Annotated in this window: 12 protein-coding genes and 2 tRNA genes; 7 read left to right on the top strand and 7 right to left on the bottom strand. The window is 58.9% G+C overall.

Going from position 1 to position 14,458, the window contains the following annotated elements:
- Positions 1–259 precede the first annotated feature (259 nt).
- From A462_RS31405 to A462_RS31415, 3 genes are all read left to right on the top strand, one after another.
- The gene (locus A462_RS31405) at positions 260–778 is read left to right on the top strand and encodes a sigma-70 family RNA polymerase sigma factor (RefSeq protein ID WP_008430460.1); all 519 of its coding nucleotides are present in this window, start codon (positions 260–262) and stop codon (positions 776–778) included.
- Between the two features lie 7 nt (positions 779–785).
- Positions 786–1,766, top strand: coding sequence for a FecR family protein (locus A462_RS31410; protein WP_008430459.1), 981 nt, complete (start codon positions 786–788; stop codon positions 1,764–1,766).
- Between the two features lie 77 nt (positions 1,767–1,843).
- A complete protein-coding gene (locus tag A462_RS31415) occupies positions 1,844–4,267 on the top strand; it encodes a TonB-dependent siderophore receptor (protein WP_008430457.1) in 2,424 nt (807 codons plus the stop codon).
- A gap of 147 nt (positions 4,268–4,414) precedes the next feature.
- Here the strand turns inward: A462_RS31415 and A462_RS31420 are convergent.
- Together A462_RS31420 and A462_RS31425 are read right to left on the bottom strand one after the other, a co-directional pair.
- Positions 4,415–4,491: transfer RNA gene (locus tag A462_RS31420), tRNA-Asp, on the bottom strand.
- A 19-nt stretch (positions 4,492–4,510) separates the two neighbouring features.
- Positions 4,511–4,586 (bottom strand) — tRNA-Val (locus tag A462_RS31425).
- Between the two features lie 161 nt (positions 4,587–4,747).
- Here A462_RS31425 and rdgC point away from each other — a divergent pair.
- From rdgC to sugE, 3 genes are all read left to right on the top strand, one after another.
- Positions 4,748–5,668, top strand: a complete 921-nt coding sequence (gene rdgC / locus A462_RS31430) for a recombination-associated protein RdgC (RefSeq protein ID WP_008430455.1) — start codon at positions 4,748–4,750, stop codon at positions 5,666–5,668.
- A gap of 155 nt (positions 5,669–5,823) precedes the next feature.
- Positions 5,824–6,789 (top strand): bile acid:sodium symporter family protein, encoded by a 966-nt coding sequence (locus tag A462_RS31435; protein ID WP_008430453.1) that lies wholly within the window; start codon positions 5,824–5,826, stop codon positions 6,787–6,789.
- Between the two features lie 108 nt (positions 6,790–6,897).
- Positions 6,898–7,212: a quaternary ammonium compound efflux SMR transporter SugE gene (gene sugE / locus A462_RS31440; protein ID WP_003190128.1), complete on the top strand. Its 315-nt coding sequence runs from the start codon at positions 6,898–6,900 to the stop codon at positions 7,210–7,212.
- A 78-nt stretch (positions 7,213–7,290) separates the two neighbouring features.
- Here the strand turns inward: sugE and A462_RS31445 are convergent, their stop codons facing one another.
- From A462_RS31445 to A462_RS31465, 5 genes are all read right to left on the bottom strand, one after another.
- The gene (locus tag A462_RS31445) at positions 7,291–8,772 is read right to left on the bottom strand and encodes a M91 family zinc metallopeptidase (RefSeq protein ID WP_008430447.1); all 1,482 of its coding nucleotides are present in this window, start codon (positions 8,770–8,772) and stop codon (positions 7,291–7,293) included.
- 176 nt (positions 8,773–8,948) lie between these two features.
- Positions 8,949–10,823: an MFS transporter gene (locus tag A462_RS31450; RefSeq protein ID WP_008430445.1), complete on the bottom strand. Its 1,875-nt coding sequence runs from the start codon at positions 10,821–10,823 to the stop codon at positions 8,949–8,951.
- Positions 10,824–10,892: 69 nt separating this feature from the next.
- Complete coding sequence (locus A462_RS31455) at positions 10,893–12,047, bottom strand: TDT family transporter (protein ID WP_008430443.1); 1,155 nt, start codon at positions 12,045–12,047, stop codon at positions 10,893–10,895.
- Between the two features lie 106 nt (positions 12,048–12,153).
- Positions 12,154–12,465 (bottom strand): hypothetical protein, encoded by a 312-nt coding sequence (locus tag A462_RS31460; RefSeq protein WP_003212380.1) that lies wholly within the window; start codon positions 12,463–12,465, stop codon positions 12,154–12,156.
- 41 nt (positions 12,466–12,506) lie between these two features.
- Positions 12,507–13,700, bottom strand: coding sequence for an MFS transporter (locus A462_RS31465; protein WP_003212382.1), 1,194 nt, complete (start codon positions 13,698–13,700; stop codon positions 12,507–12,509).
- A gap of 91 nt (positions 13,701–13,791) precedes the next feature.
- Here A462_RS31465 and A462_RS31470 point away from each other — a divergent pair, with 91 nt between their 5' ends.
- Entirely contained in the window at positions 13,792–14,337 is a 546-nt protein-coding gene (locus A462_RS31470; protein WP_032898567.1) for a TetR/AcrR family transcriptional regulator, read from the top strand.
- Positions 14,338–14,458 lie beyond the last annotated feature (121 nt).

Raw genomic sequence — 14,458 nt, 5'->3', positions numbered from 1 at the left:
TCGAACCGCCGACATTCTGCTTGTAAGGCAGACGCTCTCCCAGCTGAGCTAATCACCCTTCACTTTCGGTGTGGGGCGCATTCTATAGCATTTTTCCGTAATGTCATGATTTAAATGCAATTTATTTAAAATATTTTGTCTTCGACCTCGCGCACCCCGCAAAACCGGCGCTTTGGGTGCAAACGCGAGTCTATTGCGTTTGCCCAAGCCTTGGCCCCACAATTAACAATTATTCTCAATAACACCTGGGCCGGGCCTTATGTCTGTAGGTGAACCGCCGTTCCAACGGGAGATTACCGAACTGTACAGCGAGCATCACGGCTGGCTGTTCACTTGGTTGCGCCGAAAACTGGGCTGTACCCATAACGCCGCCGACGTGGCGCAGGACACCTTCGCGCGGATTCTGCACGCCCGCGAGTCGGTGACCGCCATCCGCGAACCCCGCGCCTATTTAAGTACCACCGCCAGGCGGCTGATCATCGACCAGGCACGGCGCAAGCAGATTGAGCACGCCTACCTTCAGGAATTGATGCTGACGGTGGAAACCCTGGAAGGTTTCCAGTCGCCCGAACAGATCCACACCACCCTGGAAGCCCTCGAGCACATTGCCTTCATGCTGGAAGGCATGCACGACAACATGCGCCAGGCGTTTGTGCTGTATTACCTCGAAGACCTGACCCAGCAGCAAATCGCCCGACAACTGAAGCTGTCGGAACGTACGGTACGCAAATACCTGATCCAGGCCCTGCTGCATTGCAGCCACAGCGTGGATATCTGAGCCGCGCATGCCCGACTCCCGCCAACAGATCGATGAACAAGCCGCCGAATGGATGATTCGCCTGCACGAAGGTAAATTGACCGAGGCCCAGCGCCAGGCGTTCGAGCGCTGGAAGCAGCAAGGCCCGCAACACGCCGCATCAGCAGCGCGCATGGAAGATGTGATTGCGCGGATGCAGGCCCTGCGCGGGCAAAAGGCACCGGCCCGGGCGGCCTTGAGTGCGGCCTTTCCCAGGCATGGGAAGGCGCGCAAAAACTACGTCCGCGCGTTGGTACTGGCCTGCAGCCTGGGCCTTCCCGCCATGGCGCTGCTCTACAGTCCTTATCCACAACAATGGATGGCCGATGTGCACAACGGCCCCGGCGAATGGAAAACCCTGCGGCTGGCGGACGGCTCGACGCTGACCCTGAACGGCATCAGTGCGGCGAATCTGCATTTCGACAGCCGGCAGCGCCGCATCGAATTGCTGCAAGGCGAGATCCTGGTGGAAGTGGCCCACGATGGCGAACGGCCATTTGTGGTGCAGACCGCCCAAGGCACCCTGCGCGCCCTGGGTACGCGATTTGTGGTCAGGCGCGAGGATGACGTTACGGTGCTGAGCATGCTCGAATCCCGCGTGGCAGCAAAAAGCGCGAACGGGCAGCAGACACTGGAAGTTGATGCGGGCTCGCAGGCGCGACTCAGCAAAGATGCCGTGCGGCTCTCGGGCAGCATCGATACGGCGAGCATCAATGGGGCCTGGCGCCGCCATCAACTGGTGGTGGATAACCGACCGTTGCCGGAAGTGCTGGATGAGATCGCCCGTCACCGTTCGGGCCGCTTGCAGTTTGATCGCGCCGCACTGGCCAGTCTCAAGGTCTCGGCCGTACTTCCCCTGGATGACACCGACCGCACCTTGCAGATGCTGGCTCAAACCCTGCCGATCACGCTGAAAACCTTTACGCCGTGGCTGATGATCGTCAGCCCGGATACCGAGAGCAAAAAATAATTATCCAAATTGTTTCCGCTTTGTTTAAAGCTACCCGTCAAGGAAGGTATATCGATAACTAAAGGACTGCCATCGTCATGCCGCTCCCTTCCAAACCCCGCAGACGCCTGCTGAGCAGCGCGCCGCTGACCCTCACACTGCTCGCGACGACGCTGCTCAATACCCACTTGGCCCAGGCCGAAACGGTAGCCGTTGCGGCCCAAGCCTACGACATACCTGCCGGGCCGCTGGGCGCCACACTCAACCAGTTCGCCCAGCAAGCGGGCGTGGCCATTGTGTTCCAGTCCCAGAACCTGCAGGGGCTGAATGGGCCGGGGCTGAAAGGCACTTATAGCGTGGACGCAGGGTTCGACAGGCTGTTACAGGGCAGCGGCTACCGCGTGATCAAAGGTGATCAGGTGTACGCGCTCGAAGCTGACCCTGCCGCCACCGACGCCATGGAACTAGGCCCGACCCAGGTCAGCTCCAACCAGTTGGGCAACGTTACTGAAGGGACTGATTCCTACACTCCAGGCAGCATCGCGACTGCGACGCGGCTGGTGCTGACCCCCAAGGAAACCCCGCAATCGGTGACCGTCGTCACCCGCAAACACATGGATGATTTCGGCCTGAACAACGTCGACGACGTGATGCGCCACACCCCGGGCATCACCGTGTCGGCCTTCGACACCGACCGCACCAACTACTACGCCCGCGGTTTCTCCATCAATAACTTCCAGTACGACGGCATTCCTTCCACCGCGCGCAACGTCGCCTATTCGGCGGGCAATACCCTGAGCGACATGGCGATCTATGATCGGGTCGAAGTGCTTAAAGGCGCCACCGGCCTGCTCACGGGTGCCGGCTCATTGGGTGCCACGATCAACCTGGTGCGCAAGAAACCCACGGCTGACTTCCAGGGCCATGCCAGCCTCGGCGCGGGCTCCTGGGACAACTACCGCAGCGAACTGGACGTCAGCGGCCCGATGACCGAAAGCGGCAACGTCCGTGGCCGGGCCGTCGCGGCGTATCAGGACAAGCGCTCGTTCATGGACCGTTACTCGCGCAAAAGCCCGGTGTACTACGGCATCATGGAGTTCGACCTGTCCCCCGACACGATGCTGACCGTGGGCGGCGACTATCAGGACAGCCTGCCCACCGCCTCGAGCTGGTCCGGCAGTTTTCCGCTGATCAACGCCAATGGCGATCGCAATAGCGTAAAGCGCTCGTTCAACAACGCGGCCAACTGGAGCAGTTGGGAGCAATACACCCGTACCGCCTTCGCCATGCTTGAACATGACCTCGGCAACGGCTGGGTGACCAAACTGCAACTGGACCACAAGATCAACGGCTACCATGCACTGATGGCTTCGATTCAGGGTGACGAGCCCCGTGCAGACGGCACCGCACATGTCACTTCGCAAAAATACACCGGGGAAACCGTCAGCGACTCCGCCGACCTGTACGCAAGCGGCCCCTTCAGCCTGGGCGGCCGTGAGCATGAACTGGTGGTGGGCGGCTCCATCGGCATTTCGGACTGGAACGGCAAGGGCTACTGGAACCTCGCCCCCAACCTCGTCGACTTCAATAACTGGCACGGCCACGCCCCCCAACCTTACTGGGGCGCGCCGCAGCAATACATCGACGACACCATTCGCCAGACCGGCGCCTACATGACCACACGCCTGAACCTGGCCGATGACCTGAAGCTGCTGCTCGGTGGCCGCGTGGTCAATTACCACCTGACCGGCAATAACCCGTCCTACCGCGAGACCGGACGCTTCGTACCGTATGTCGGCGTGGTGTATGACCTGGATGAAACCTACTCGGTCTACGCCAGCTACACCGATATCTTCATGCCCCAGGAGAACTACAACCGCGACCGGCAAAACCAGTTGCTTGAGCCGGACGAAGGCCAAAACTACGAGCTGGGCATGAAGGCTGATTTCTTCGACGGACGCCTGAACGCCAGCGCAGCGTACTTCGAGGTCCATGAAAACAACCGCGCCGTTTCCGACGACGACTACAACAACCTGAAACCTACACCGCAGAACTATGCCTACAAAGGCACCAAGGCCGTCACCAAGGGCTACGAGCTTGAAGTGTCCGGCGAGTTGAGCCCGGGCTGGCAGATTCAGGCCGGCTACACCCACAAGGTGGTGCGTGACGACCAGGACCAGAAGATTTCCACGTTCGAGCCCGAAGACCAGGTCAAGCTGTACACCACTTATAAGCTCAAAGGCGACCTGGACAAGCTGACCGTCGGCGGTGGCGTGCGCTGGCAAAGCGTGGGCTGGCAGGACATCTACAACACCCCCCATGGCGGTTATGAAGAGTTCTCCCAGGAGGCGTACTGGCTGGTGGACTTGATGACCCGTTACCAGATCACCAAGAACGTGTCGGCGACGCTGAACGTCAACAACATCTTCGACAAGTCCTACTACACCAACATCGGCTTCTATAACTCCGCCGCTTATGGTGAGCCGCGCAACTTTATGGTCACCACCCGCTGGGATTTCTGAACCCAATCAAAAACGCCCCCGATCACGGTACATGATCGGGGGCGCTTTTCTGACTGATGGTTTTAGCAAACCCCAGACAGCAAAAAGCCCGCTCAATGAGCGGGCTTCCTGTGGTACCTGGCGTTCAGCRTTCCAGGTGACCGAATATGGCGCAGCGGACGGGACTCGAACCCGCGACCCCCGGCGTGACAGGCCGGTATTCTAACCGACTGAACTACCGCTGCGCGTAACACATAAAGCGAATGGTGGGTGATGACGGGATCGAACCGCCGACATTCTGCTTGTAAGGCAGACGCTCTCCCAGCTGAGCTAATCACCCTTCACTTTCGGTGTGGCGCGCATTCTACGGAGCGACCCATAGTCTGGCAAGCACTTTCTTAAATAATTTTTTTCAGGCCTTCCAATGGCTTAGCGAGGGTTGGCCTATGACGCCATGAGGAGAATAATGCCCCCCTTTGTATATAAGGAGAGACTCACCCCATGTGGTTCAAAAACCTGCTTATCTATCGCCTGACCCAAGATCTGCCTGTTGATGCCGAGGCGTTGGAAACTGCACTGGCCACCAAACTGGCGCGCCCTTGTGCAAGCCAGGAGTTGACCACTTACGGTTTCGTCGCCCCTTTCGGTAAAGGCGAAGACGCGCCACTGGTACACGTCAGCGGTGATTTCCTGCTGATCGCTGCGCGCAAGGAAGAACGTATCCTGCCGGGTAGCGTGGTGCGTGACGCGGTGAAGGAAAAGGTCGAAGAGATCGAAGCCGAGCAAATGCGCAAGGTCTACAAAAAGGAACGCGACCAGATCAAGGATGAAATCATCCAGGCCTTCCTGCCGCGCGCGTTTATCCGTCGCTCGTCGACCTTCGCCGCCATCGCGCCGAAACAGGGCCTGATCCTGGTGAACTCCGCCAGCCCGAAACGTGCCGAAGACCTGCTGTCCACCCTGCGTGAAGTGATCGGCACCCTGCCGGTACGTCCGCTGACCGTGAAAACCGCGCCAACCGCCATCATGACCGACTGGGTCACCACCCAGAAACCGGCCGATGACTTCTTCGTCCTCGACGAATGCGAACTGCGCGACACCCACGAAGACGGCGGCATCGTGCGCTGCAAACGCCAGGACCTGACCGGCGAAGAGATCCAACTGCACCTGACCACCGGCAAAGTCGTGACCCAATTGTCCCTGGCCTGGCAGGACAAGCTGTCCTTCATGCTGGACGACAAAATGACCGTCAAGCGCCTGAAGTTCGAAGACCTGCTGCAGGATCAGGCGGAACAGGACGGCGGCGACGAAGCACTGGGCCAGCAGGACGCCAGCTTTACCCTGATGATGCTGACGTTTGGCGACTTCCTGCCGGCGTTGGTTGAGGCACTGGGTGGCGAAGAAACCCCACAAGGTATCTAAAGCCTTGTGAAGATCAAAATGTGGGAGCGGGCTTGCTCGCGAATGCGTCCTTTCAGTTGATATCTTCCTGGCTGACACACCGCATTCGCGAGCAAGCCCGCTCCCACATTTGATCGCATGCGCACTTCCAAAATCGAATAACAAGGACCAACCCCATGCGCGCACTCGCCGCCTTGAGCCGTTTTGTCGGCAATACCTTCGCCTACTGGGTGCTGATTTTTGCCGTGGTTGCGTTCCTGCAACCCGCCTGGTTTCTCGGCCTCAAAGGCGCCATCGTGCCGCTGTTGGGCCTGGTGATGTTCGGCATGGGGCTGACCCTCAAACTTGAAGATTTCGCTGAAGTCGCGCGCCATCCGTGGCGCGTGGCATTGGGTGTGGTCGCGCATTTCGTGATCATGCCCGGCGTGGCCTGGCTGTTGTGCCAGGTCTTTCACCTGCCACCGGAAATTGCCGTCGGTGTGATCCTCGTCGGCTGCTGCCCGAGCGGCACGTCGTCCAACGTCATGACCTGGCTGGCCCGAGGCGACCTGGCCCTGTCGGTGGCCATTGCCGCCGTCACCACCCTCCTCGCTCCGCTGCTGACGCCCGCGCTGATCTGGCTGCTGGCCTCGGCCTGGTTGCCGGTGTCGTTCATGGAGTTGTTCTGGTCGATCCTGCAAGTGGTGCTGTTGCCGATCGTGCTCGGTGTGTTGGCGCAGCGCTTGCTGGGTACCCGGGTACGGCACGCGGTGGAGGTATTGCCGCTGGTGTCGGTGGTCAGCATCGTGGCGATCGTCGCCGCCGTGGTGGCGGCCAGCCAGGCGAAGATTGCCGAGTCGGGCCTGTTGATCATGGCGGTGGTGATCCTGCATAACACCTTTGGCTTCCTGCTGGGCTATTTCACCGGCCGTGTGTTCGGGCTGCCGCTGGCACAACGCAAATCCCTGTCGCTGGAAGTGGGCATGCAGAACTCCGGCTTGGGCGCCGCACTGGCAAGTGCACACTTCTCACCGCTAGCCGCAGTGCCGAGTGCGCTGTTCAGCGTCTGGCACAATATTTCCGGGGCACTCCTGGCTACGTACTTCCGGCGAATGAGCGAAAAGGAAGACCGCGAATTGTTGGCGGGCAAGTCCGAAACTTGATCACCTGATCAATATTCGGCACTCTAACGGGCTTCGCGTGGACGACCTCGCGACGCTATCGCGCGATTAATTCAGGGGACGACCCCGCCTTATAGAAGCGAGGTCATCATGTCCTGGATCATTCTGTTTTTTGCCGGACTGTTTGAAGTCGGCTGGGCCGTCGGACTGAAGTACACCGACGGTTTCAGCAAGCCACTGCCCACGGCCCTGACGATTGCCGCCATGGCCGTCAGCCTCGGGTTGCTGGGGTTGGCCATGAAGGAACTGCCGCTGGGTACCGCCTATGCCATCTGGACCGGTGTCGGTGCAGTGGGCACGGTGATTGCCGGGATTATCCTGTTCGGGGAGTCCATGGCGCTGTTTCGACTGGCCAGTGTGGCGTTGATTATCTGTGGGCTGATCGGGCTGAAGATCAGCGCCTGAGCCACTCACCGGCAATAAAAACAAGGTGGACTTAATAGTCCACCGAGTACGGCACGCTATTTACTACTCTGTGATGCATCAGACGTCATAGTAGCGTTCACGCGGTTCTTTCCCCCATTCCTTGTAAAGTGCATTTTCGTTATACGGCTCCGGGTTTGTACTGGTAGGGGGCGTTGAGGGGTCATTATCAAAATCATAAGGTTCACTGTCCGTTGGTAACCCAACGGCTTGCCGCTCCAAATTTGGCTCACGAGTTGGCCTGCGGGGATCGCTAGTTTCTGGCGGTACTTCAGTTTCTCCGGGCAAGAACTTACCGTCGACACCGTCGTACGCATGGGCGAACTCATGGAACAGGGTTGAGACGCCTGGACGCTCGTACTTGTCCATAATGAACGAAGGGTTGTAGGAGACTGTTGCATCATCAGCCGGCATACCTGGCGTGTTATTAGTGATGAATCCGTGTTGCGAATCTTGAGGTGGGTGCTCATTGAGTGGTTGTAAGTCCTTACGTCCGTACTTATAAAAGATACCCTCCGACTCTGGCACCTTCTCTATTTTTATCGGCGCGGGAGTCTTGTCTAACGCCCCAAGCATTTTTTGCCCTACTGGAGAACCCCGAAAAAACTCTAGATCATCTTCAACGCGCTGCTTGAACTCACCATCCCCTTTAACCTCAAACGCTTTTTTACCAACGTCAGACGGCGTCACCTCAACGAACTTAGAGTTCCCCGTGCGTTTTATAGTGTCGTCTTTCTTGCCGTAAACAATATCCTTATCAGATACTGAATTAACCGTATCCTGCCCCTTGCCGGTATAAATTGTATTCTGACCAGCACCACCATCTACAACATCATTTCCCTTCCCGCCATTCATGACGTTCTTCCCACCGCCCCCACGCAGCGAATCATTGCCGCTGCCACCGTCCATGTAAGTGCCACCACCTGCTCCCCGCAACTTGTCGTTGCCGTTACCCCCATACATGACGCTATATGCCGAGCCTCCGGTGATCGTGTCATCCCCATCGTTGCCCTCGGCATACCCGACACCGCTGCCCAATTGAATGGTGTCATTACCAACACCGCCGTAGACATTGGTCCTGCCGCCTCCAGCGTTGAATCGATCGTTGCCGGCTCCCAGCTTGACGCTGACGGGCACTTTTACGTCGTCGTCAATAGTGACATTGTCGTCTCCGCCGTTGCTTTGGATCTCAAGATGCTGCTGACCATTACTCTTGGTATCGAAAGGAATGTCGTAGGTCTTGCCATTAATCTCGGCGGTCAATCCTCCATCAGCCGAATTTTTAATATGAATTTTGTCCGCGCTGTCACCCGTCTTAATCGTTAACGCCTGGTCTTTTGGCGGGGAGAAAAAACCACGCCCGCCGCCCCTAACACTTAAATCTATCTGGACCCCACCTTCATTGAATGGCATATTCGGGATGATTTTTATCGGCGCAGAAGGCTCGCCCTGTTTATCCTGTAACTTATCGGAGGGTGCTGTAGAAAGAGTATGTAAAGGCGATTGTAAAGCGGGAGGGTTAGTACTCACTTGCATGTTCATCGAAAATCATCCTTAGCGTTAGACAACTACGATGACTGCGTGGCAATTAGAAAGAAATGGTTCCGCAGGATGAGTGATTTATTACCCAAAACTACAAACTGCAAGCGTTGTCCCACATCAAAGTCAGTCCCTGCCCAGGCCCTTCAGCGCAGAAGGTCCTGAGCACCAGAACTTGACTACTTGAGATCACCCCTCAACGTGCCAACCAGACCATGCAACGCCTCGGGCGTCGCCGCCTCCACCGTCACCGGCGCGCCGGCCACCAGGGTCACTCGCGACCAGATCCGGTGGAAGAAGCCCTTGTTCGGATCGCGACTGAAAAAACTCCCCCACAACCCCTGCAACGCCATCGGAATCACCGGCACCGGCGTCTCTGCAAGAATCCGCGTCACGCCGCTTCGGAACTCGTTCATCTCGCCATCGGAGGTCAATTTTCCTTCCGGGAAGATGCACACCAGCTCGCCGTCCTTAAGGTAGTGGGCAATCCGCTGGAAGGCCTTTTCGTAGATCTGGATGTCCTCATGCCGCCCGGCAATCGGAATCGCCCCGGCAGTGCGGAAGATAAAGTTCAAAACCGGCAGGTTGTAGATCTTGTAGTACATGACAAAACGAATCGGCCGACGCACCGAACCGGCAATCAACAGCGCATCGACAAACGACACGTGATTGCACACCAGCAACGCCGCGCCCTCGTCTGGGATCAGCTCGAGGTTCTTGTGCTCGACGCGGTACATGGAATGGCTGAGCAGCCAGATCATGAAACGCATGGTGAACTCGGGCACGATCTTGAAGATGTAGGTGTTGACCGCGATGTTCAGCAGCGACACCACCAGGAACAACTCGGGAATCGACAGCTTGGCCACGCTCAGCAGCAGGATCGAGACGATCGCCGAGACCACCATGAACAGCGCATTGAGAATGTTGTTGGCCGCGATCACCCGCGCCCGCTCGTTCTCGGCGGTACGCGACTGGATCAACGCGTACAGCGGCACGATATAGAAGCCGCCGAATACGCCAAGGCCGAGGATATCGAACAACACCCACCACGCCTGGCCGTAACTCAGCACGGCGATCCAGTCGTTGGCCTGGACGTTCTGCGGGAAGCCGCCGGAATGCCACCACAGCAGCAGGCCGAAAACGGTCAAACCGAACGAGCCGAACGGCACCAGGCCGATCTCGACTTTGCGCCCGGAGAGCTTTTCGCACAGCATCGAACCCAGTGCGATGCCCACCGAGAACACCGTGAGGATCAGCGTTACCACAGTCTCGTCGCCGTACATCCATTCCTTGGCGTAGGCCGGGATTTGCGTCAGGTAGATCGCGCCGACAAACCAGAACCACGAGTTGCCGACAATCGAGCGCGACACCGCCGGTGTCTGCCCCAGGCCGAGCTTCAAGGTGGCCCAGGACTGACTGAAGATATTCCAGTTCAGGCGCATCTCGGGGCTGGACGCCGCCGCGCGCGGAATGCTGCGGCTGGCCAGGTAGCCCAGCACCGCAATGCCGACGATGGCCGTCGAGACCACCGGTGCGTAATGGGTGGACGACATCATGATCCCGGCGCCAATGGTGCCCGCGAGGATCGCGAGGAACGTGCCCATTTCCACCAGGCCATTGCCGCCCACCAGCTCATCTTCGTGCAGGGCCTGGGGCATGATCGAGTACTTCACCGGCCCGAACAGCGCCGAGTGCGTGCCCATGGCAAACAGCGCCAGCAGCATCAGCTCCAGGTGGTTGAACATGAAACCCACCGCGCCCACGGACATGATCACGATTTCGCCGATCTTGATCACCCGGATCAGCGCGTCCTTGTTGAACTTCTCGCCAAATTGCCCGGCCAGGGCCGAGAACAGGAAGAACGGCAGGATAAACAGCAACGCGCAGAGATTGACCCAGATCGAGCGGTCGCCCTCGATGGTCAGCTTGTAGAGAATCGCCAGGATCAACGACTGCTTGAATATATTGTCGTTGAACGCACCAAGGGACTGGGTAATGAAGAACGGCAGGAAACGCCGTTTGCGCAGCAAAGTGAATTGCGAGGGGTGGCTCATCGTCCGTGTTCCTGCGTGGCCTGAAGGCTGTTATTGGTTTTTCCAGGCCACGACTTTACCTAATCCTGCTTACTTATTCGCTAGTCCTGCAATGCACGGCGATACAAAAAGCTCGCCTTTATAGGCGCCCTGCACCGTGCGCTTGGCGACAATCAGCCACATCAGCGCCAGCGCCGCCACCAACACGCAACCAACGATGCTGAAAAAACCCAGGTGCAAGGTGCTCGCCAGTTTCAGCGTGGCCAGCGAGTACACGCCCAACGGGAAGGTGAAGCCCCACCAGCCAAGGTTGAACGGGATACCGGCCCGCAGGTAACGCAGGGTGATCAGCACCGCGATCAGCATCCACCACAAGCCGAAGCCCCACAGGGTGATGCCTGCGACCAGGCCGATGCCGTTGGCCATCTCACCGACGCCGGGCAGACCGTTGGCGGCAAAGATGGCAGGTGCATCACCGCCCAGTACCAGCATGCCCAGGGCACCGGTGCCGATGGGACCTAGAGCCAGCCAGCTCGACGCGGCCATATTGGCGTGTGGCAGTTTATGCAGGGCCATGCGCAGCATCAGGATGGTCAGGATGCTGAACGCCACCGGCAGGGAGAACGCCCACAGCACGTAGCTGGTCACCAGCATCACCAGTTGCGAATGGGCGTCGGCCAGGTGCGGCGCCAGCAGGCCACCGCTGGCGGCGGCGACTTCCGCGGCCACCACCGGCAACAGCCACACGGCAGTCATCTGGTCGATGCTGTGTTCCTGGCGGGTGAACATCATGAACGGGATCAGCACCCCGCAGGCCAGGGCCATCGCGACGTCGAGCCACCACAGCACCTCGGCCAGTTGCACCACGCCATCCCCCCAGCGCGGCACGCCGAACAGCAGGAAGCCGTTGATAATGGTCGCCAGGCCCATGGGGATGGTGCCGAAGAACATCGACACCGTGGAGTGCCCGAAAATGCGCCGGGCCTCGTGGAAAAACATCACCCAGCGCGCCGCATACAGCACGCTGAACAGCACAAACAGGCCGATGGTAAACAGCCACAGCCCTTCGGCCACGGCGTGCAGCCCCGCCAGGTTGACCGGCAATTGCGCCAGCGCCAACGCCAGCACCCCGGTGCCCATGGTGGCGGCAAACCAGTTGGGGGTGAACTGGCGAATCACTTCCCGGGGACGGGTCAGGTGACTGAAGGGTTTCAAGCTGCTGTGAAGCGTATTCGGGCAAGTCATGGTGTAGTCCTCTTCCTCGCATGAGGTTGAGACCATGGTAGAACCGAATCGAATATCTATATAACGGGTAATATCTCTAACTGTTATCTGTTTCGTAGATATGTGATTAAACGCTGCCTTCGGTTTCAATCACCAGAATCCGTGCCGGGCCCTGTGGATGGGCCACATGCTCGGTGCCGACACTGGCGTAGAAGATGTCGCCTACCTGAAGCAAGGCCATCTGTTCGCTGCCGTTTTCGCGATAGTGCATCTGCACCTGGCCATCAAGCACCACGAACACCTCTTCGCCGTCATTCACGTGCCAGCGATACGGCTGGTCGGTCCAATGCAAACGGGTGGTGATGCCGTTCATATTGGCGATGTCCAGCGCCTCCCAGGCGCGGCTGCCGGTGAATTCTTTGCTGCGGATGATCTTCATGGGTGAATCCCAAGGCGTAAGGGTGACGAATTATTACCGAATCAATTACCCGCCGTCGCCCTGCTCTTCGCCAAATCCTGCATTAGCAACGCCACCAACGCGCCGAGTGCCAATACGATCAGCACCACGCCATAACCGTCGGTGGTGGCGATCAAACCGAAGGTGCGCGTCAAGTTGCCCGCCAACAGCGACGGCACACAGAACGCCAGGTAACTCAGCACATAGAACGCCGACATCAAGCCCGCCCGCTCATGGGGCAAGGCCAACGGCAAAACACTGCGCAGCGCACCGAGGAATCCCGAGCCAAAACCACCGCCGGCGATCAGCGTGGCAATGAAGAACAGCGGCAGGCTGGCGCTGTGGACGGCCGTGAGGATCAGCGCAACACCCACCGCCAGCAGCACGGCGCCCAACCGCAGGACTTTGTCCGCCGGGCGGTTGCGCAGGCTGAAAATCATCACCGCACCGCTCAGCGTCAACACCGCCACCAGCCCGCCGCCGATCAGGTTCGAGGTGGACCCGGTCGCCGCCCGCACCAGCGAGGGCGCCAGGGACAGATAAAAACCGCCCATGGCCCATACGGCTACGTCTACCGGCAACGAGATCCACAAGGCGCGTCGGGCCTGGGGCGGTACATGCAAGGTGGGCCATAGCGAGGCCAGGGCCCCCGGAATCCGGCTGACTGTCTCCGGCAGGCGCCAGACGTACAATGCCTGCAGGATCATCAACCCGAGCAGGGTCCAGTAAATCAACGTGGTCGGCATCGGCGCGAACTCCACCAGCAGGCTGCAGCCCATGGCCCCGCAGGCCATGCCCAGCAAAGGCGCTACGCTGTTGATCAGCGGGCCTTGCTGGCGGTCGGTGTCGAGCAATGCGGCGCCCAGTACGGCGGTGGCCATGCCGGTGGCAAAGCCTTGTACCGTGCGGGCGGCAATCAGCCAGCCGACGCTGTCGGCATTGATAAACAGCAACATCGCCAGCATATCGAGGAGCAGCGCGGCAAAAATGACCGGCTTGCGCCCCAGGTGGTCCGACAGTGAACCCACGGTCAGCAATGCAGCCAGCAGGCTCAAGGCGTAAATGCCAAATACCAGGGTCAACATCGCCGCCGAAAAGTGCAGGCCCTCTTGATAGAGGTGGTACAACGGGGTCGGCGCGCTGGAGGCGGCGAGAAACGTCAGCAAGGTGATCGCCAGAAACACCAGGCTGGAACGATGAGAAGTAACGCTGGACATGGGCACGCTCCGCTAAAGCTAATATTTTGCTTTTGCGGAGTGTGCTACCGGATGGCGCTTAAAGCAAATTCTTTGTGTTAAGGTTTTACGCATGGCGATAAAAGAAGGGCTCCGCCCGGGGGGCCGTAGTGCCCGGGTCCAGGAATCAGTGCATTCGGCAGTGCGTGAATTGCTCGAAGAGCAGGACCGTTCCAGTGTGACCGTGCCGCAGATAGCCACGCGCGCCGGAGTGACGCCTTCGACCATCTACCGGCGCTGGGGTGACTTGGCGGCGCTGCTGGCCGATGTTGCGATGGCCCGTCTGCGCCCGGACAGTGAGCCGGCTGATACCGGCAGCCTGCGCGGAGACCTGCGGGCCTGGGGTGAGCAATACCGTGATGAGATGAGCTCGGACCTTGGCCGCGAGATGATGCGTGATGTGCAATGCAGTCAGGCGCCGGGGTATTGCGTGGGGATTCTCACCGGGCAGTTGGAGACGATCCTGGATCGGTACACCGACGACGCCGGGACACTTCCCAGCGTGGATCGGCTGATCAATTTGATCGTTGCGCCCACCGTGTTTCGCAGTTTGTTTTCTACTGTGCCGTTGGAGGTTGAGGAGCTGCATGAGTTGATTGAGTTGGCTTTGCGGGGGTGAGGTGTTTTTTGGGTTTGGGTGTATATCCGTTGCTGCGGTAACGGCCACTTATGGTTCCGCTCTTACAGCGGCTCACTTTTGAAAAGCGCAAAAGTAAGCAAAACGCTCTTGCCCCACCACT

Source organism: Pseudomonas sp. Ag1, assembly GCF_000278565.1.
Lineage (GTDB): Bacteria > Pseudomonadota > Gammaproteobacteria > Pseudomonadales > Pseudomonadaceae > Aquipseudomonas.
Note: the sequence above shows the minus strand (reverse complement) of the source record. Positions and strands in the feature narration are given on the sequence as shown.